At 64.1% G+C, this 18477-nt stretch carries 16 protein-coding genes; 4 read left to right on the forward strand and 12 right to left on the reverse strand.

Annotated elements, in window-relative coordinates; all coding sequences use genetic code 11:
* Positions 1-312: 312 nt before the first annotated feature.
* The 5 genes from AC1DKQ_RS09040 to AC1DKQ_RS09060 form a co-directional block, all read right to left on the reverse strand.
* Positions 313-906 carry a hypothetical protein gene (locus tag AC1DKQ_RS09040; protein WP_476918774.1) on the reverse strand — a complete coding sequence of 198 codons (594 nt, stop codon included), beginning with the start codon at positions 904-906 and terminating at the stop codon, positions 313-315.
* Between the two features lie 61 nt (positions 907-967).
* A complete protein-coding gene (locus AC1DKQ_RS09045) occupies positions 968-1231 on the reverse strand; it encodes a hypothetical protein (RefSeq protein WP_476918775.1) in 264 nt (87 codons plus the stop codon).
* Between the two features lie 613 nt (positions 1232-1844).
* On the reverse strand, positions 1845-3968 hold the full coding sequence (locus AC1DKQ_RS09050; protein WP_476918776.1) for a tyrosine-type recombinase/integrase: 2124 nt from the start codon (positions 3966-3968) through the stop codon (positions 1845-1847).
* A 274-nt stretch (positions 3969-4242) separates the two neighbouring features.
* Positions 4243-5418 (reverse strand): tyrosine-type recombinase/integrase, encoded by a 1176-nt coding sequence (locus AC1DKQ_RS09055; protein WP_476918901.1) that lies wholly within the window; start codon positions 5416-5418, stop codon positions 4243-4245.
* A 92-nt stretch (positions 5419-5510) separates the two neighbouring features.
* Complete coding sequence (locus AC1DKQ_RS09060; RefSeq protein ID WP_476918777.1) at positions 5511-6203, reverse strand: DUF4386 family protein; 693 nt, start codon at positions 6201-6203, stop codon at positions 5511-5513.
* A 314-nt stretch (positions 6204-6517) separates the two neighbouring features.
* Here AC1DKQ_RS09060 and AC1DKQ_RS09065 point away from each other — a divergent pair, with 314 nt between their 5' ends.
* Positions 6518-7657 (forward strand): aminopeptidase P family protein, encoded by a 1140-nt coding sequence (locus AC1DKQ_RS09065; RefSeq protein WP_476883466.1) that lies wholly within the window; start codon positions 6518-6520, stop codon positions 7655-7657.
* A 363-nt stretch (positions 7658-8020) separates the two neighbouring features.
* Here the strand turns inward: AC1DKQ_RS09065 and AC1DKQ_RS09070 are convergent, their stop codons facing one another.
* Positions 8021-9196: a glutamate--cysteine ligase gene (locus tag AC1DKQ_RS09070; RefSeq protein WP_476918778.1), complete on the reverse strand. Its 1176-nt coding sequence runs from the start codon at positions 9194-9196 to the stop codon at positions 8021-8023.
* A gap of 233 nt (positions 9197-9429) precedes the next feature.
* Between AC1DKQ_RS09070 and AC1DKQ_RS09075 the strand changes: the two genes are divergently transcribed.
* Entirely contained in the window at positions 9430-9924 is a 495-nt protein-coding gene (locus AC1DKQ_RS09075) for a DUF1801 domain-containing protein (protein ID WP_476883468.1), read from the forward strand.
* Between the two features lie 238 nt (positions 9925-10162).
* Here AC1DKQ_RS09075 and AC1DKQ_RS09080 read toward each other — a convergent pair whose 3' ends face one another.
* The 5 genes from AC1DKQ_RS09080 to AC1DKQ_RS09100 form a co-directional block, all read right to left on the reverse strand.
* Positions 10163-11509: a M20/M25/M40 family metallo-hydrolase gene (locus AC1DKQ_RS09080; RefSeq protein ID WP_476883469.1), complete on the reverse strand. Its 1347-nt coding sequence runs from the start codon at positions 11507-11509 to the stop codon at positions 10163-10165.
* Positions 11510-11512: 3 nt separating this feature from the next.
* Positions 11513-11959 carry a hypothetical protein gene (locus tag AC1DKQ_RS09085; protein ID WP_476918779.1) on the reverse strand — a complete coding sequence of 149 codons (447 nt, stop codon included), beginning with the start codon at positions 11957-11959 and terminating at the stop codon, positions 11513-11515.
* Positions 11956-13398 carry a glutamate/gamma-aminobutyrate antiporter GadC gene (gadC, locus tag AC1DKQ_RS09090; protein WP_476883471.1) on the reverse strand — a complete coding sequence of 481 codons (1443 nt, stop codon included), beginning with the start codon at positions 13396-13398 and terminating at the stop codon, positions 11956-11958. The genes AC1DKQ_RS09085 and gadC overlap by 4 nt, the downstream gene beginning before the upstream one ends.
* A 192-nt stretch (positions 13399-13590) precedes the next feature.
* Positions 13591-14877 (reverse strand): APC family permease, encoded by a 1287-nt coding sequence (locus AC1DKQ_RS09095; protein WP_476918780.1) that lies wholly within the window; start codon positions 14875-14877, stop codon positions 13591-13593.
* 137 nt (positions 14878-15014) lie between these two features.
* The gene (locus AC1DKQ_RS09100) at positions 15015-16145 is read right to left on the reverse strand and encodes an alkaline phosphatase family protein (RefSeq protein WP_476883473.1); all 1131 of its coding nucleotides are present in this window, start codon (positions 16143-16145) and stop codon (positions 15015-15017) included.
* 350 nt (positions 16146-16495) lie between these two features.
* Between AC1DKQ_RS09100 and AC1DKQ_RS09105 the strand changes: the two genes are divergently transcribed.
* Positions 16496-16705, forward strand: a complete 210-nt coding sequence (locus AC1DKQ_RS09105) for a hypothetical protein (RefSeq protein WP_476918781.1) — start codon at positions 16496-16498, stop codon at positions 16703-16705.
* 298 nt (positions 16706-17003) lie between these two features.
* Positions 17004-17690: a TM2 domain-containing protein gene (locus tag AC1DKQ_RS09110; protein ID WP_476918782.1), complete on the forward strand. Its 687-nt coding sequence runs from the start codon at positions 17004-17006 to the stop codon at positions 17688-17690.
* Between the two features lie 34 nt (positions 17691-17724).
* Here AC1DKQ_RS09110 and AC1DKQ_RS09115 read toward each other — a convergent pair whose 3' ends face one another.
* Positions 17725-18384, reverse strand: a complete 660-nt coding sequence (locus tag AC1DKQ_RS09115) for a low temperature requirement protein A (RefSeq protein ID WP_476918783.1) — start codon at positions 18382-18384, stop codon at positions 17725-17727.
* Between the last annotated feature and the right edge of the window lie 93 nt (positions 18385-18477).

Genomic DNA, 18477 nt, shown 5'->3' on the forward strand with positions numbered 1-18477 from the left:
TGGCTTCTCTGCACTTTTCAAGTGCACCGCGCTGGCAGACGGCCGCCGCTCCTGCCCGTCATCATGAAGATGAAACAGGCCGAGAGGACCACGAGCGGAGCAGACGCGGAGAGGGCCCGGACGCGGCGCGGATCGTCACTGGCTTTGCACGTGTTGGCCGGACTGCTGAGCGAACGAGCCCAGCACATGTTCTGGCTGTCGGTTCCGCGACCGGCGGTCCAGGCTCCTCCCGAACCTGCGCCGGGAAAAGTCGACGGCAGCGCACAGATACGCCCTGCCGTCGACTTTGCCTGGTTGGGCTTTGGAAGGGTGTCAGCTCGACCCTAGTGTTCTTATGACATTCCTGAACCGGTCAGAAAGCAGGAATGATTCCCTTTGCGATTCTGACAGCATGAACCGGCCCGGCATCACTTCGTAAATTGTCGACGTTGGCACGGGAAGCAGCAAAAGGTCAAGACGGAAAGGCGCCAACTCACGTCCCATTGACACCTCAATATCTTTTACGATGTCGAGTAGTGCCATATCAGGATGCCAGTCTTCCATTGCCGCGCTTTTTCTATCGTTATGCCAAATATTTGCTTGCGGCAGATTACCTAACACCGCATACCTCAATGTCGGCCATCGACTCAGGGCAACGAATTCGTCCCGAGCGTATCCTGCCGGGCCCCCGGGCTCAGCAATCGGCGGAGAGAGCGTCAGACCCGACCACCAGGATTCCCACCCCTGCTGGAATTCAAGCGGAGATGGATCTGCTGAACGGATTCCTGGTGTAGGGACGAGTTCGCCCGGCATGTGTTCTGGACGCGCTGGTTTGATCGACAGATACTCCCGGAACCAGAGGGCAATATCGAGGTCGAGATCCCAGCGCGACTCGTGGATAGACCATTGCAAAGCCTCGGAATGCACTTGTAGGTTCTCCTTTCGCCGACGACCGTCAACCGTCAACCGTCAACCGAGCGGCGGTCTATCAGTAGACCGTCGCACCATCTGAAGGATGACCGGTCGAACAAATCGAACCGTTGTACAACGTGAATCCCGTTGTCGCCGTGGTCCAGCCGCCGCCGGTGGCGCGGTAGTACACATGAGATTCACCGTATTTCCCCCATATGATGTTGGCGTAGGGGGTCACACCACCCTTTTTCTTGCTGCCTACCGCCTTGCCATGAGCGTCTTTTACGATCTCGTAACCATTGTCGCGGGCCACTTTTTCGTCGAACCCGGTGATTAACATTTCCGTCGTGGACGTTCCCGATGGAACAACCTCAGCGGGAGGGCTGAGTCGTGTAAACCGACGCCGATCCCTTTGTTTCGTCCGACTCTGGACTGGCCTGGGCTACTCCACCGGATGCCGGCGCAAGAAGACAGACCAACACAGCGGCGGCAAAGCTATTTCCCCAAAAATGCCTTTTCACTGATACCCCCAAGTACAGTCGTAATGCATGAATTTATGAGTTTGACGGTCCTTGACGCGCCTAACTGCGCTCACAATAACGTTCCGAAATCAGAAATACAAGCGATTGACAAGATTTCTGAAAAGTGATCGCAAATGCCGGTTTGCAGAGTCTGACGAAATGCTGGCTGGTCAGCTGGCTGAGAAATATCACGAATAGCCGATCAGAAATGCCAGAACCAGAAGAGCACGGCTCAGTTGTTGACCATGGACCGTACGCTGAAGTCGACCGGGAACACGGACCGGTTGCCGGATTTGATACGTTCGCCATCGCCGTCGCTGCGTTGCTTACGAAGCTAGCGACAACTCCGCACAGCGACCACGCCAGCCCATAGTGACTGACACGAGCAACCTCCTTCACCGCAGCCGTATGCTTTGGTTTTCTCTGGACTTTTCAGGTGCGGATCGCTGGCATGCCGAGGTTGGTGGGACCGAGTCCAGCGAGCCGGTCCGCGTCGGCGCGCTTGTCGTGGAGGAACCGGAGGGTGAGGTCGATACCTTCGAGCTCGCCGAGCCAGCCTTTTGTTTGGGCGAGCTCGCGTCGGGCGATGAGGTCAGAGTTGATCTCGTCGAGGCGGCCGATCATGACAGGGTCAACCTGGAGCAGGGGGCAGCGGATGCAGGCGTGTTCGTGTTCACAGGGGGTGCCGTACGGTCGCCCGCAGTTGCCGAGCTCGACTTTGCGCCTGTCGAAGTGCTCTTCGAATTCGTCCCATTCCGTGGTGGAAGGGGTCCGGTATTCCCGGGCGTCCCGTGCCGCCCGACGGCCGGCAAGGTGGGCCTGGTAGTGGCGGATCACGTCTTCCTGGAAGACGGTGACGTAGCCGTGCGTGGTCTGTACGTCCAGGTGTCCAAGGAGAGCTGCACCGATGTGGATCGGCAGGCCGTGGTTCACGAGGTCGGTGGCAAACAGGCGGCGGAAGTCGTGCGGGGTAAACCGGCATCCGGCCAGTTCGGGGTGTTCGACTGCCAGGGCATCGCTGAGTTTGCCGAGTTCTGCGCGCAACGATCCGGAATGGATAACCTCGGTGCGTTGCCCGATCGTGCGCTGGAACAGAAACGGCTGCGGCTCACTCGTGATGCGCTCGTACGGGTCAAAGCGGGTCGCCAGGGGCACGCTGCGCCGGTTCCGGGTGAGGCGGCGGATGATGGTCGCGACCACGTGGAACAGCTCGGCGGTCATGGGGATCACGCGCTCACGGTCGGTCTTGGACGGGGCGACCACCAACAGGGCCACAACTTCCCCGTTGGGCCGGGCATACTGGCGGATGCTCAATTGGGATAGCTCCAGAAGTTCCTCGCAACGCAACCCGGTGTGCCGCAAAGTCTCAACGGTTGCCCACTGCCAGAACGCAGAGTCCTCCAGGAACGTGACGTTGAGTTTCCGTCCGGTCGACTCGTCGAGCACCCGGATGTTGGCATGGCCGTGACGCTCGGCGTGCCGGGCATCACCGACAGTGAAAAGCCTTCGATAGTTCTTCGCCCCGACCGTCAGCACCTGGTCGGGTTCGGCATCTGTCGCTGCGTTCAGAAGGTCATGCAAGTGGTCCCGGCGGGCGGTCACAGCGGCCAGGAAGGCGGGAAGGAGCGGTTGAAGCAGGCGTATCCGACCATCCATGCGTTCCTTGGCTCGGCGTTTCGTTTTCGCCTGTGACCTGGTTTCCCTGCTGCCAATGGGGCAGGGCGCAACCCATCGGGCCCAGCGCTCGGGTTCCTGAGCTGCCCAGCCCTGGATATCGAGGTAGAAAGCCCGGATCGTCGTCAGGACACCGTCCGCGCTCAGACGCGGCTGCCCATCGCCGCGGATCTCAAGTACGGCCCGCCAGCTCTGATAATCCTCCGGCGCGAGGACGAGATCCGCCTGGCCGGGGTTGACCTTCCGGACCCCAGTCCAGAACTTTCCGCAAAGGTCCGCTGCAATATCGCGCAGAGTCGAATAGTCGATGTCATGGCTGCGGCGCGTCAGGTAAGCCACGAACAATGCGTGAATGTCCGGGTCGGTGATGTTGTGCCAGTCAACGAGCTCTGCGGGCGTCATCGCCGGGGCACGCTTCGCTCCTCGCAACGTGGCGGGAACGTGCGCGGGGAAGTGACCGGACTCGGCCATCACCTTCCAGGCGAGGTGACCAACGTAGGACTCGTAGCCGGCACCCCAGCCGCCCTCGCGGGTGGCGATCGCATAATGAAGCAGCGCTTCAGCGCTCAGATCGGCGAAAGCGATGCCCTGGGTAGTCAGCGCGGCAGCAACATCGAAACGGGCGCACCGCTTGAAATGCGCCGAGGCTTCGTGGCCGTCGACCAAAGCCAGAAACCGCTCCAGATCCGGATCCTTCTGCGCTACCTCGAAAAGTTCGTGATAGCGCACGAAGCTGTTGACCCGGAACGCCGCCAACGATGGCCGGATCACACGCAGGCAGCAGAGGAGCAGGAGCGCGTGACCCAGCTCCCCGTCCAGACGACGATCCCCTGTAGTCAATTCCCGGATCCGGCGGTCCCCGTCGTTCAGACCCGATGCCACCCATCGTTGCTGCCATGACCGCCCCGGGTGCCCCTCGAGGTAGCCGAGCAGCCACCGCAAACCCGCGCGTCGCAGTGAGCACCTCGGTTGGGACCGCGGCCAAATCTTATCGACCAGACCGCTGATCGTCTCGAGAGTCGCCGTGTCCAGGTCTCCCTGCGGGCGCGGCGGAACTGCTGGCGGGGTTGCCGGGGCGGCCGTGATGACGCTGCGGGGCCGCGTTCTTCCGGCCGATGCAGGCTCGAGGCGCCGCTGTTCCGGATGCGTGAGTCCTTTAACCACCGAACACGACCGTGAAGTCGTCCGCGTCATACCCGGGCGTCAGCTTCGGCTCCGGCCGCGGTGCGGCAAAGTGCTCCTGTACCTTTTGAAAGACCTCGTCAATCCGCGGCCGCAGATACGGTGCCATTGACGACACCCGCCGGTGGCGGGTCACGGCCATCACCTCCGGCAATGTCAGATTCGGGTCGGTCACCATCCGGTCGATTGTCGTGTGCCGCAGATCATGCAGCGACCAGTCTGTTCCAAGCGCCGTGTTCGCGCGCTGAAGGACCCTGCGCGCCGCGTGGTAATTCAACGGTCGCGGCTTCCCATGCAGGGCACGCCAGATCGGCTCGCCCGGTCCAGGGGTGCCGTGCTCATGGAAGTACGCTGCCAAATGCTGCAATGACTCCGGCGAGGCGGGAACCGGTTCCAGGGTCCGGGACCCTTTCGAAACAACCCAGACGCGCTGCCTGGCCCAATCCACCTGGTCACCCCGGACACCGAGAAGCTCGCTCGCCCGGGCACCCGATGACAGATAAAGGCTCACGAGCGCCCGGTCCCGGCTTGTCCGTAAGGCACCGATCAGCTCATCAACCAGATCATCCGGAATGGACCGCGGCGCCAGCACGGCCGCCTTCTGCCTCAACGGAGCACGACGCATTCCCGGGGTCTCCTCCAGCGGGCTGCGGTGGGCCAGTCTCGCCCGACGGCCCGGACTCTCCGGCACCGGGTTCGACACCGGCCCGCGGCCAAAGCGGGCATGGAACGCGTAAAAAGAGGCCAGAACCGCCAGTGCGTGATTGATTGTCGCCGGCGCATACCCCTCAGCCAGCGGCCGTTTCCCGGTCCGCGGATTCATCGCCCGTGCCCTGGTCCCTCGTCGCTGAGGATTCACCGCCGAGCGCATCCAGCCCACCATGATCTCAACCTCCAGACGGCCCGCCTGGTCCCATGGGAGCCCGATCAGTTCCAGCACCCGCCACCAGCGCAGCAGGTCATTGCCGTACGAACGCACGGTCAACGGGCTCATGTCCGTCAATACGAGGTCGCGGAGAAACACCGAGAACGCCTCGATCTCACGCCCTGCCTCGTCGACCACGGCGTAGGGCAGCAGGCCTGCCGCGTTTTGCCGGACCGCGCCAATGCCGGGTAATCCGATCTGACCTTCGAACAGCTTCAGCCGCATTTCGTCCACGATGACCACCTCTCCGGAAAGCCTGGGTTCAGTCTCCCCGAAGTTCAGTCAACAGGACGCCGGCCTCCACGAACCGTAAGCCGTCAGCGCGTGCCGGCCGCATAGACAGCCGCGGGTGGCTGGGCCTGCCGTGACTGGTTCCACGCCATCCAGCCGCCCGATGCAGCCGTGAGCAGGGCGCCGGCCGGCTGCGTCGGAAGGCTGCTGCCCGTGGTCGCCTGCCCCAGCACGACGCCGAGGAGGTAGAACAGTACGGCGCCGGCAATCCAGAGGGCCCCGGCCCAGCGGGGGAGCGTCCGGGACTGCCAGACCGCGACTCCGAGCAAGACGTTGCCAAGGAACGCGAGCAGGAGCCCGAGCAGGAACGAGACCGTCATGGCGGATGGAAACTCCAGAAGCATGACGTCCCGGTTTCCTTCCAGATAGGCCTTCCCGATCGCGGGAGTGGCGAAAGTGGAGAGGGCAGCGGGGACTATTAACAAGGCAGTTCCCGCGACGGTGATGACGGTTGCTGCCAGTGCCAGGCGGCCGGCGCGGCTGGTGGCCAGGCAGCAGCCCAGCGCGAACACCCCGAAGATCGCGAGGATGGTGCCTCCGGTGCTGCCGAGCAAGTGGCTGGTTTGATACGAGCCCGAGCTGACGAACCGTGCCCAGGCGTCTGGATCCTTTTGCTGGTCCGGCTGGGGCTCAAGCGTGGCCCAGACGGTGATTAGGCCGTAAAGGGGTAACGTCCACAACCCCGCCCGGATCCAGTGGGTAATGTTCTGTGCGTTCATGGACCGCCGCCTTCCCCGACCACGTGCCCGCCGCCTGCCCGGAAGCGGGACGACGCCTGCCCCAGCGTAGTTCCGGGACGCGTCCCGGGCTAGGGTGCGCGTTGACTCAGGAGAGGTCCGCGGAACCGGATACGATGCCTCATCGGATACAGTCCGGGATGGAGTGGGCACGGAGATCCTTCGAGACGGGACTCACGAATATGCGGTCCTTCCTGGAATCGGCGGAGCGCTACCTTCGGCACCTCTAACCTCATAGGTTGCTTGCTCAACGCGGTGGGTTGACCAGTGATGCCCCGCGCACGAGAATGCGAAACATGAGTGATCATCGCAGCCTTTCCGAGCCGGCTCCGTTCACCGCCGATGACTTCGCCGAGCGGTTGCGGCGAGCAGCCCACTCCGCCCAGGACGCCGGGCTCGACGGCATCTTGGTCACTCCCGGACCGGACCTCCTGTACCTCACGGGGTATGCACCCGTGGCCGTCACTGAACGCATCACCATGCTCGTGATCCCCGTCGACGCGGAGCCCGCCATGATCGTTCCGAGGCTCGAGAGACCCGACGCGGAAGCGGCCGCCGGCGCCTCGCTTCTGAGGATCACCGACTGGACCGACGGGAGCGACCCCTACACGGAATCTGCGACGCTGATGGCTGGCACCGGACGTTATGCCGTCTCTGACTCGGCCTGGGCCATGCACCTCCTGGGCCTGCAGGATCGACTGCCCAAGTCTTCCTACGTCTCGATGACGAACGCCCTGCCGATGCTTAGGGCGATCAAGGATGACGACGAGATCGAGCGGCTGGCGGCGGCCGGCGCGGCCGCAGACCAGGCGTACGAGGAGATCGTCACGGTGCGGTTCGCTGGGCGCAGCGAGACCGACGTCGGCTCTGATCTCGCCGACCTACTTCGCCAATTCGGTCATTCGCAAGTGGACTTCACCGTCGTCGGTTCGGGTCCGAACGGCGCCAACCCTCACCACGAGATCGGCCCGCGGATCATCGAGGACGGCGACATGGTGGTGCTCGACTTCGGGGGCCTCAAACACGGCTACGGATCAGACACGACGCGGACGGTGCACGTCGGCGAACCCACCGCCGAAGAGCAGGAGGTTCACGACGTCGTCAGACACGCACAGCAGGCCGGGTTCGAGGCCGTGCGGCCAGGCGTCGAGTGCCAGGAGATCGATCGCGCATCCCGCGCGGTGATCACTGAAGCCGGTTACGGCGACTACTTCATTCACCGCGTCGGGCATGGAATCGGACTGACGACTCACGAGCCGCCGTACATGGTCGGGGGCGAAACCCAGATCCTCCACCCCGGTATGTGCTTCTCGATCGAACCCGGAATCTACCTGCCGGGCAGGTTCGGCGTGCGGATCGAGGACATTGTGACGGTCGTTCCCGGCGGCGGACGGCGACTCAATCAGACCTCGCACGAGATGAGAATCGTCCACTAGTTAGCCGACGTAGTTCACGATCTGACGTGGACCCGGAACGAGATGGCTCCTGAGAGCCCTCAGGAGCGAGCGATCTCGCATTGGCCTGGCTGAGCACACAAGCCAAATCCATTATTACTGTGCACATCCTGCTTCGGATTCGGTTGTACTAGCGCCGATGACCTGCTGGAACTCAGCCAGCTTGTCCGGGCAGTAGATCTTAAAAATCGCGAAGTGGCCCTTGTCGACCCGGTCGTTCGCGGTCACCGGACTGTTTCCGGGGCAGGGTGCACCGTTCGTCAGCTGGCTGTGGACGGTGGCCCGGCTCGCGTGAGCGTCCACCGAACGCCGTCGTGGCTGTCCTTTCGTGTCCTGCCGGGTCAGTTAGCTAGTTTGCAGGCGCCGGGACCGGCGATGCGGGGCCGGGGCGGTCCCGTGGGTGTGTACGACGGCGTCGAGCACCACCGCGGGCAGGCTCTGGGTGCTCAGCATGATCTCGCGCTGCCGGCGTGATCCTGTGCCGGAGGTCAATATCCGGGCCGCTTCCGCGGTCACTTGCTCCTCGTCTCCACTGTCGGCCAGGGCTGGCCGGATATGGGAGAGGAGGACCTGGACCACTTCTGCCGCCGGGCATGGAATGTTCAGCAGGGGGTGCAGGAGGGTGTCGTCGACTCCTGATTGACTTGCTTTCCACGCCGCCAGGCGCAGTTGCCCGGCGGACAGCCGGGGCGCAGAAATCCCGGCGCGCCATTCTTGGGCGGCCCGTTCAACGAGCGCCCGCACTATCGCGGCTATCGCGGCCGCGTGTGAGGCCTCCATGCAGACGTCGGCAATGCGGACCTCCACCGTCGGGTGGTTCCGGGAGAGACGCGCGTCGAAGTACACCATGCCTTCGTCGAGGAGTACGCCAGTTGTCAGCAGGGATTGAACGTACCGGTGGTATGCCCGTTCTGATCCGAACCTTTCGCAGGACCCGGCGGTCGGCCAGCGGCTCCAAGCCTGGTACCGGAAGCTTGCGTATCCGGTGTCGGCCCCCTGCCAGAAAGGGGAGTTCGCGCTCAGCGCCAGCAGCACGGGCAACCAGACCCGGATTCGGTCCAGGACTGCTACCCCTTCCTCACCGTTGGTGATGCCGACATGAATATGGAAGCCGCAGGTGAGTTGCTCCCGGAGCGTCAACCCGAACCGCGTTGCCATGTTCAGGAATCGGGGCTGCGGTACGAGGGTAGGGGTGGCCGGGACGGGACTGGTGGCCACGGCGGCCGCTCGTGCACCCACCGAGCGGGCCGCCTCGTCGGCAAGCCGCCGGCCCTCTCGGACGCCCGCAATCACTTCCTGCAGCGTGGTGCAGACAGGGCCAACGGCCTCAAGCTGCTCTTGCTGGACCTCCAAAGCCAAGGATGGGCCGCCACTGGTTTCAGGGCGCTGTGGGGCCCTGGCCAAGCACGCTTCCGCGGCGGGTACGGGCTGCCCCGTCGTGGCATCGACGAGCAGGAATTCCTCCTCGACGCCGAACGTCCTTTGAACCCCGCCGCCAGAACGGTTGGGTGGTCTCGTCATTGAAGAATTCAAGGCAGCTCCTAACAGGAAGGCCTCCACTCGTGAGACGGCAGAGCGGCTGCCAATGAAGCTATTCAGCTCTCCTCGACGAGCCATGATGACCGGCTCGCTGGCGTTGCTGATTTCCCCAGAATATCCCCGACAACCGCCTGCCGGAAGGAAAAGCCTGTATGACGCTCATCCAGACGCAAGTGCCCCATCGGCCAAACCTTGCGTGAGGGATAATCGTCTCCATGACCAGCAGGGAGATCGGTACGGGGGAAGCCGAAAAGCCGGCCACGCGCACAGCGGAACATGTCGATGGCGCCACTACTCTGCCGGAAGCCATGACCGGCAGGGCCAGCCCCGCGAAAGCGGCGGTCGGCGACAAACCGGTCTTAGCATATATTGCCAGCCTGCCACAGCCGCAGCGCGGCATCGCCGAAACGGTCGATGCGCTGGCGGCAAAGACGCTGCCCGACCTCCGGCGCTCCGTGAAGTGGGGCATGTCGTACTACGGTGTCGGCGATGGGTGGTGCTTCAGCTGCGGCGGTTTTGCTGGCCATGTCAAGCTCATGTTTGTGAATGGCACGGCACTCGAGCCTGTACCACCGGTGACACCGGTCGGGATGGGCAAGTCGACGCGGGGTGTGGAGCTCGAATCCTTGGACGACATCGACGAGCGCCAGATCGCGGCGTGGATGAAGCAAGTCGCGTCCGTGCCGGGTGTTGGGGGCAAGAAGCGTTGAACTCGAGGCTTGCTGCCGAGGCAAAGGGTGGCCGCCAAGCGCATGACACGTGAGGATGTCAGCCAGAACGGGGTGTCCCGCATCGAGCACGGTGACATCGATCGTGCCCAGGTCGATGCTTTGCGGAATTACGGCGCGGTGGCAGATCGCCTGACGAGGGCGTCGACTGCCCGAACGGTCAGGTCTAAAAGGTGACAAAAAGGGTGTGTTTGCGGGGGAGTGAATGCAGTTCGAGTCCCTAACCGCGCAGGGTGGCGTACCGCTGGAGGAAGAGGGCCAGGGACTCGGCCAGGGCCCTAATCTCGCCCGGGTCGACACTCTCGTTCGGTGCGTGGATGAGTGCCAGCGGTTCCTCGACTCCGAGCAGGATGATCTCGGCATCGGGATAGGTGTCGGCGAACACGTTGCACAGCGGGATCGATCCCCCTTGTCCCAGGGTCGTCATCGGCTGCCCGTAGGCCTCGAGCATTGCAGCACTCAGGGCGTCAAAAGCCGGCCCGCCGACTGCCGCCTGAAAGGGGGACCCGATGGCCTCGAGGTCCACAGCGATATGGACTCCCCAGGGTGCGGCGGCCCGGAGATGGTCCGCCAACGCGGTGTGGGCGTCTTCGGCGGCCATGCCTGGCGGGACGCGCAGGTTCAGCCGCGCGGCGGCGCGGGGAACGATCGCCGCCGTCGAACCCGTCACCGGCGGGCAATCGATGCCCAGCACGGTGACGGCCGGCCGCGCCCAGAGCATGTCGGATACGCTGCCGTCGCCCAACAGTGTGACGCCGTCGAGAACGCCGGAGTCGGAGCGGAACTGTTCCGGCGGATAAGGCGCGCCGGTCCAGGTCTGGGTGTTGTCCAATCCAGTGACAGTGGTGCTGCCTTGTGCGTCCCGGAGGGATGCCAGCATCGAGATCAGCGCGGCAAGCGCGTCGGGGGCTGCCCCGCCGAACATCCCGGAATGGAGTTCGGATGTCAACGCCTCTACCGTCACCACGACGTTGACCATTCCGCGCAGGGTCACGGTCGCCGCGGGACGTCCCACGGCGGCGTTGCCCGTGTCACAGACCAGGATCGTGTCGGCACGGAACAAGTCAGGGTTGCTCACCACGAACGCCTCGAGCCCCCCAGTGCCCTGTTCCTCCGAACCCTCGACCACCAGCTTCAGGTTCACCGGCACGTCGTCGCCGAGCGCTCGCAGTGCGAGTAACTGGGCGAGAATGTTGCCCTTGCAGTCGGCGGCGCCGCGTCCGTACCAGCGGCCGTCTACTTCAGTGAGGTCGAAGGGAGGGGTACGCCATGCGGCATCATCGAGGGGTGGCTGCACGTCATAGTGCGCGTAGAGGAGCACAGTGGGCGAATCCGGGTTGGATCCGGGTCTCGATCCGACCACGGCGTCGGAGCCGTCCGGCGTCCGCTCGAGGTGGGCATCCGCAAATCCAAGTTCGGCGAATTTGTCGAGCACCCAGTGCGCCGCCCTTTCGCACTCCTCGGGGGGAAACTGCCGCGGGTCCGCCACCGAGCGGATGTCCACAAATTCGGCGAGCTCCCCCTGCGCCGGACCCATCAGATCTGCAATGCGGGAGCGTAGGTCCACGGCTCACCCACCGCCTGAGTTGTAGGTATTGAGGCCGTCGATGAACTGCTGGAAGTCAGCCAACTTGTCCGGGCAGTAGATCTTGATGATCGCGAGCTCGCCGTTGGCGACGCGGTCGTTGGCGATCACCGGCCTGTTTCCGGGCCCGGTTGCGCCGTTCGTCAGCTGGCTGTGGAAGATGGCCCGGCTCAGCGCGTCGTTCGGGTTCGCGCAGACCGCGCCGCCGTCGTCGCCAAGCACCCGGGCTATCTGTTCGCGCGTGGGGGCCGTCCCCCCGGCCGCATTGATCTCCGCGATCAGCTGGTCGGCCTTCGAAAGGGACTGCTGGGTCTCCCTCGCATGCCGGAACATCACCAGGGCAGTCACGGCGAACAGCACGAGCAAGATCATGGAGACGATGTAAATGACCGATCGGCCCCGTTTGGTTGAGGACTCCAGATGGGTGCTCATGACTCCGGCACCTCCGTCTGCGCCTCGTGTTCAGGCAGCTTCCAGGAGGGCTTGCGCAACTTATAGAAGAGGAACGGAACGAGCAGGCCGAGGCCTAGTGCGCCGCCGGCGACGATCAGGAAATAGACGAGCGGATCGCCGCTGCCGAATTGCGACGGCGGGACGAACCCGACGAGAAGGGCGGCCAGGGAGGCCGCGAATCCGACGCCGCACAGCCCGACCAGCATCGGCGCCCGGTAGCCGCGCGGGTGGTCGGGGTCATTGCGGCGCAGCCGGACGGCGGCGATGAACATCAGCAGGTACATGATCAGATAGACCTGCGTGGTGATCACCGAGAAGATCCAGTACGTGCTCGAAACATCCGGGATCAGCGCGTATCCGAGGGCGATCACGGTGGTGACGAGCCCCTGGACGACCAGGAGGTTCTGCTGGACGCCGTTCTTGTTCAGCTTCTGCAGGAACGGCGGGAGGTAGCCTTCCTGACGCGAGATCAGCAGCAGACCCTTCGACGGACCGGCCAGCCAGGTCAGCATGCCGCCGAGGGAGGCAGCGACCAGCATGATGCCGAAGAGGGGCGTGAGGGCTTGCAAGTTGAACGACGCCAACACCGCGTCGAAGGCCTGCATGACACCGGCCGTGAGGGAGAGCTCGTCGGCCGGGACGATCCAGCTGATCGCCAGCGCCGGCAGGATGAAGATCAGCAATACGAGTCCCATGGCCAGAAACATCGACTTCGGGTACTCCTTGGACGGGTCCTTGAGCGAGGACACGTGCACCGCGTTCATCTCCATGCCGCTGTAGGACAGGAAGTTGTTCACGATCAGCACCAGGCTGGCCAGCCCGGCCCACTCGGGAAAGAAGTTCGCCGCGGTCATCGGAGCGGCCGACGGATTGCCCTGGCCGAGGAAGACCGCGCCCAGAATGACGAGCACGGCGCCCGGAATCAGGGTGCCGATGATCAGGCCACCGCCGGCCAGGCCTGCCACACCCTTCGTGCCGCGGGAAGAGACGTACACGCCGGCCCAATAGAACACCACGATCACTAAGGCCGTCCACACGCCGCTGCTGGCCAGTGCCGGGTTGAAGACGTAGGCGAGCGTGCTCGCGACGAATCCCAGAAGGGTCGGATAGTAGAAGATCGTCATCGCGAACTGGCACCACACCGCCAGGAAGCCCATCGGTTTGGAGATCCCGGACGACACCCAGTTGTAGATGCCGCCCTTCCATCCGGACGCCAGTTCAGCGGACACGAGGGAAGTGGGTAGGAGGAAGACAATCGCGGGTACCACGTAGAGGAAGACTGAGGCGAGGCCGTAGACGGCCATGGTCGGGGCGGCTCGCAGACTGGCCACAGAACTGGTGGTCATCAGTGCCAGCGCCACCCAGGAGATCCACACGGCCGGGGGTGCCTTCGGCCGGGAGACTGCCTGTTCGCTCACCGGAGCCACATCCCGTGATGCCCCATGGTTGGTGCTCCGGGCCAGGCGGAGCTACACCGCCTGAGGCGAGTAGTTGACGGTTGGAACATGCCACTGCCCCCTATCACACAAAGTGCTCGGTGCCTACAGCATGGACCTCGGAATTCTCCGGGAATAGTCCCCATCTCCTCTTTACGTCAAGTCGGAGGGGTGCTACTTTGTCCGGCTTTGAGCGCGCTTCCCGAGCAGATCGGCGAGCAGGGCAAGGGCAAGGATGACCACCAGGGCAACCGCTGTGACGGGTTCGTTGACGAGCGTGGTTGTGCAGAACACGACGAACGTTCCCAGGGTCGCGACCAGGGCGATGGTGAGCATGAAAAGCAGGGCGCCGGTCTCCCGGTAGACCTTGAAGTGGGCCAGGGTGACGGCCGAGAAAATGAGCAGGGCAACCGCGCTTCCGAGCGACGCGATGCTGTTCAGGTTGAAGCCCAGCACCATCACAGCTGCGAGTCCGGCCATCACCAGCAGCCCGACTGGCACCTGCCGGCGGCCCAGAGAGCGACCGAACACCGGTGGAAACTGCCCCACCGAGGCCAGGTGCCGGGTCATCCCCACGGACGGGTAGAGGCTGGCGTTCACGGCCCCGGCAGTGGAGAACAGGGCTGTGATCACCATAAGCACGAATCCGAACTGGCCAAGGGTGGGCTTGGCCGCCTCGGCCAGAGCGGTGGTGCCGTATGCGACGACCTGGTCTGCGGTCAGGGTCCCGAAGACACCCAGGGACACCGCGACGTACACCGTCGTGGCGATCGCCAGCGCCAGGTACATGGCCCGCGGCAGCTGACGGGACGGGTCGGGCAGATCCTTTGCGGTGAAGGTGATGACCCCGAACCCAAGGAACGCGAAGAACGTCAGGGCAACGCTAGCGATGATCTCGCGAACGCTCGGGTAGCCGGCTGGGTCCAGGAGCGCGGAGTTCCAATTCACGATCGTGACGATCGCGAACACAGACAGGATGGCCAGGACCACCTTTACGATCAGGGACTGCACTCTTGCGACCGCAGTGGAGCCGACAGCGTTCAGGAAGGCCATGACCACAATGAGCGAGACTGCGAATATTTTGGCCCAGGTCGGGTCGCGGCCGGCCAAGACTGCGCTGGCATACCCGCCGAAGGACGACGCCACCATGGCCCCGACGATCGCACCGGTCATATAGAACAGCCACGAAACGATCCCGGTGACGTGCCCCTCCCCGAAGCCGCGGGCCAGATACGCGAGCATGCCGCCGCCGGAAGGATACGTGGCGCCCAGCTTCGCAAACGAGTAGCCCTGAAGACCGGCGATGACGCCCGCAACCAGAAAGGACACCCACACTGCGGATCCGGCGACGGCGCCGGCTGCTCCCAGCAGCGCGAAAATTCCCGCGCCCACCATCGACCCCACCCCGATGAAGGCCGCTTGAACGACGGTCATCTGCTTCTTCGGAACCGTTGTCGACACCGGCGCACCTCCCCGTCGTCGGGCCTTGTGAGCGGCCTCGCATGGAGGCTACCGCCGCGCCTCCGGTCTGCGGAACAGGTCAAATGGCTGGATGTGGCACCCGACGCACAACCCGGGCCCCTCCGGTTAGCGGGCGGTCACCGGGCGTTAAAGACGTCCGGGCCGAAACTGTTCAGGCCCGGCGCCCCCGCGTATCCAAGTCGGGGTACGGAAAAGATGTCCTCGATGCTGGCGAGCAGGCTGTAGTGGTTGTACATCGTGTCCGACGTCGTCCCGCCTTTGGTGAACGGCGAGATCACCAGCGCGCCGACCCGCCCGCCCGCCGTGCCTCCGGGAACCCCCTCCGACGGAGCTGAGGTCTTGTTTTCGGATTCGTCGAAGGTGATGACCAGCACCCCGTCGTGTTTGTAGGCCGGGGAGTCCAGGATGGCGGGGACCTGCTGCTGCAGCCAGCTGTCGGCGCTTTCGAGGCCGCCCGGGCTGCCGTCGACGCAGGGGCTGTCGTGCCCGTCGTTGCACAGGTTGGGGGTGATGTAGGCAAGGTTCGGTGTCGTGTCCGTGGACTTCAGGTCTTCAGCGAAGTGGGTGTAGTCCACCACGTTGTTCTGGCAGTCCGGGGACGACGTGATCTCCTCAAAGTATACGAACGGGTTGTGGCGCGTCGCGTATTGGTCGCCCTCCTTCGCCTTATGATGATCGTCCTTCGAGCCGGGCTCGGGATGCTGGCAGGGAGCACCCATGTCCTCCATGTAGCCTTTCCAGGTCTTACCGGCGGCAGTGAGCTGGCCTGCAAGGGTGGGAACCGAGGCCGGGTAAACGCAGCCGAAACCCTGCACCTGGCCCGGCTCGGATGTTCCGGTTTGTCTGAACCGGGCGTATACCGGGCAATCGGCGCGCGTCATGATGTTCGAGCCCTGCCCCGAAATCTGGGCCAGGTAGTCGGGGAGGGAGTTGTGGTCTATCCCGTAGTACTGGGAGAGCAGCACGCCCTGCGCGCGCAGGGTCTTCGATAAATAGGGGGCCGCCGACTCGGCGCCCCAGACCTCGTCGTAGTCGTGGTTCTCCAGATTGATCACGAAGACGTGACCGGGCCTACCCGAGGCCTGCGGGGATTGGGCCGTTGTCTGGCTCTGACCCGGCGATGGTCCGCCCGCCGGCGGCGAGGGCTCACACCCCGTTGCCGCGACGGCGAGGATCGCCGTAAGGAGCAGCGCCGCGGGTCGTGCCGCGCGGTTCAGTCCCGGGAACTTTCCGGCATTCCGGCTCATCCGTCCGCCTTTCTTTCTGCCCTCCTGCTTGCCCCGAGAATCGTCGGACAAAACGAGAGAGTGAGAACCGCTCGACTGCGCTGAAACCACGAGGCTGATTGGTCTGGTCGCGGTGGTGATCGTGGCACCAAACATGTCTTTCCCATGAGGACGTTCAGGATACTCCGCGAGGCCCAGAATTCGCGTCCCGCCAACCTCTCCGATCAGGTTCGCGGCACAGCCTTAGCCTCAGGCCCAAAGCAGTTTCCAAAAGATGGCAAGGGCCGCGGACCCCTCGGTGTACCAATTTCAAGCAGACGCTTAAGCCCGGTGTCACGGTGGGTCAGCTCGATTCTGCACGGGATCAGGTCGTGAAGACCTATGACGATCTGATTAAGGCGAGCCAGGACGTCGCCAAGGACGAGGTGGACGCGGTTAAAGCGGCCGAAGACAAGTTCGTCCGAGCCGTCAAGGCTGTTCCTGACGACGCCACCCTGACCCAGGCGGTCAACTCCCTGCGCGATGACGCAGCCAACGTCCAGGCCGCGGTCAGCGAACTCCAAACGGCGGCCAGGTGCTAAGACCGGGAATCTTGCGGGCGGAACGCACTTAGCCTTACGCCCCGCATCAGGCCGCCCTAGCCGTTCCACTTGAAAACAGGGAAGGCAAAATGAGTTCCGGGAAAACTTCGGGACATTTTCTGATGGATTTTCTGCGTGTATGCGTCGCCTTCCTCCGGGCGTTGAGCGGCGAGGCGCCTTGGGCACAAATAGGGACGCCTGGCGCCCGCCCGAACCCTGCGCCGGGGCGCCCTCCTGTCCTGCGCCGCCGGGCCGAAAGACCGTGGACATCCAGTTCGGGCGGTTCGAGAATCGAAATGTGCCCCTGACCGAGCAATACGGGCTCTTCTTTGAACGCGACCTCCCGCCGCGGCGGTCCCTACGCACCGCATGGCTGCTGGCGTTGTTCCTGGGCTTCTCTGGCGCGGACCGGTTCTACCTCCGCAAGCCCGTCACCGGCGCCCTGAAGCTACTGACACTCGGCGGGGCCGGCATCTGGTGGCTCATTGACCTCTTCCGGATCACCAAAGAATTTGCCGCCGACGGAGCATCCATGCCGTTGGTGGGGAGCAACTCCCAGCGCCGCGGCCTGCGGCTGGCCTCGGTCCTCGTGGTAGCCGCCCTTGTTAGTGCGGCGGCCTACGTCTCCGCGGCCCCCGTTGCGGGGACTATCACCGCCACCATCACCGCCATGAACGCACTGTTGAACCCGTCCCCGCCGCCACCGATGAAAGAGTGGGTCACCGTCGCGGAGGCCTCCGGCACGAAACCCCCGGGGCCGGTGGTGACCGTGACGGGCAAGCTCCACATCGAATACGCTTTTACCGGGCCGGCCGTCGCCTACCTCCAACCGGCCAAAGGGCCGGCCCTCACCATTCTTTCCCTGGTCAAGGCCCGCGCAGGGGCGATCGGCGTCCCCGTGCCGCCGGGGACTTACACACTCATCGTCAGCACTACCGGCACCATCTGGCACCTTACGGCCGAGGAATACCGACTCCCCGGGTAACGACACGGTGCCTGCAGGGGACGCCATCCGCGGGTTAGGTCCCCTTGACGGTTGTCGCGGGCGGGGCCTGGCTGCCACGTGGCCTGTGAAGTCGCGTGGGTGGCGGGTTCAGAGGCTTGGGTGGCGGGGCCCCCCGCGCTACGCACAGGCCGGCGCCGTCTCGGGTTTCAGCCCCCCTTTTAGGCGCATGCCTCCGGATCGAATGATGGGACCGGTTGACTGCCTGCGGTGTTTGATATGGCTGGCGGGGCGCACGAACGTCGAACACCGCGGCTGAGAGCAGTGCGGCGTTCGTCAACCATGAAAGCGCAAGTGGGGAGGAATAGGGATGCGACGCGAAGATGACGGCAACGGCCGCTACTGAGGCCATCCGCCAGGGTATCCACGTGCGGCTGATGGACCGATGGAACAGTAGGGTTCCGATAAGGAAGACGGCCGGTCCGCCGCAGATGAGGAGGGCCACTGCCAGCGCGCTGGGTCCGAGCGGTGCGTCGACGATAAGTGCGTCGGCGACTGCCGTCAGGACAATGCCGACCACCAGCGGCACTTGTACCCACGTGCAGGCCACGATGGCGACGGCTACCGGGTTGCCTGATCGGGCGATGTAGTCGCCCGCGGACTGGCTGCGAGTCCGCCGAGGATCCAAATTACGGCCGCAAGGCTGAGCCAGATCAGAACCCGGCTGGATATCCATGCGCTATAGATCCAGACCCACCAAACGACCAGGAGCTAGCGTTTCAAGCATCCGTCGGTCCCCATCCTGTCGGACCAGATTCGAGGACGTGAA

The organism is Arthrobacter sp. 05L421 (assembly GCF_056397785.1).

What these genes read in the sequence shown, in the direction of transcription:
- AC1DKQ_RS09065 (WP_476883466.1), top strand. Translation starts at nt 6,518, where the DNA reads ATGAGTGATCATCGCAGCCTTTCCGAGCCGGCTCCGTTCACCGCCGAT.
- AC1DKQ_RS09045 (WP_476918775.1), bottom strand. Translation starts at nt 1,231, where the DNA reads ATGTTAATCACCGGGTTCGACGAAAAAGTGGCCCGCGACAATGGTTAC.
- AC1DKQ_RS09055 (WP_476918901.1), bottom strand. Translation starts at nt 5,418, where the DNA reads ATGCGGCTGAAGCTGTTCGAAGGTCAGATCGGATTACCCGGCATTGGC.
- AC1DKQ_RS09100 (WP_476883473.1), bottom strand. Translation starts at nt 16,145, where the DNA reads ATGAGCCGGAATGCCGGAAAGTTCCCGGGACTGAACCGCGCGGCACGA.
- AC1DKQ_RS09075 (WP_476883468.1), top strand. Translation starts at nt 9,430, where the DNA reads ATGACCAGCAGGGAGATCGGTACGGGGGAAGCCGAAAAGCCGGCCACG.
- AC1DKQ_RS09060 (WP_476918777.1), bottom strand. Translation starts at nt 6,203, where the DNA reads ATGAACGCACAGAACATTACCCACTGGATCCGGGCGGGGTTGTGGACG.
- AC1DKQ_RS09115 (WP_476918783.1), bottom strand. Translation starts at nt 18,384, where the DNA reads ATGGATATCCAGCCGGGTTCTGATCTGGCTCAGCCTTGCGGCCGTAAT.
- AC1DKQ_RS09070 (WP_476918778.1), bottom strand. Translation starts at nt 9,196, where the DNA reads ATGACGAGACCACCCAACCGTTCTGGCGGCGGGGTTCAAAGGACGTTC.
- AC1DKQ_RS09085 (WP_476918779.1), bottom strand. Translation starts at nt 11,959, where the DNA reads ATGAGCACCCATCTGGAGTCCTCAACCAAACGGGGCCGATCGGTCATT.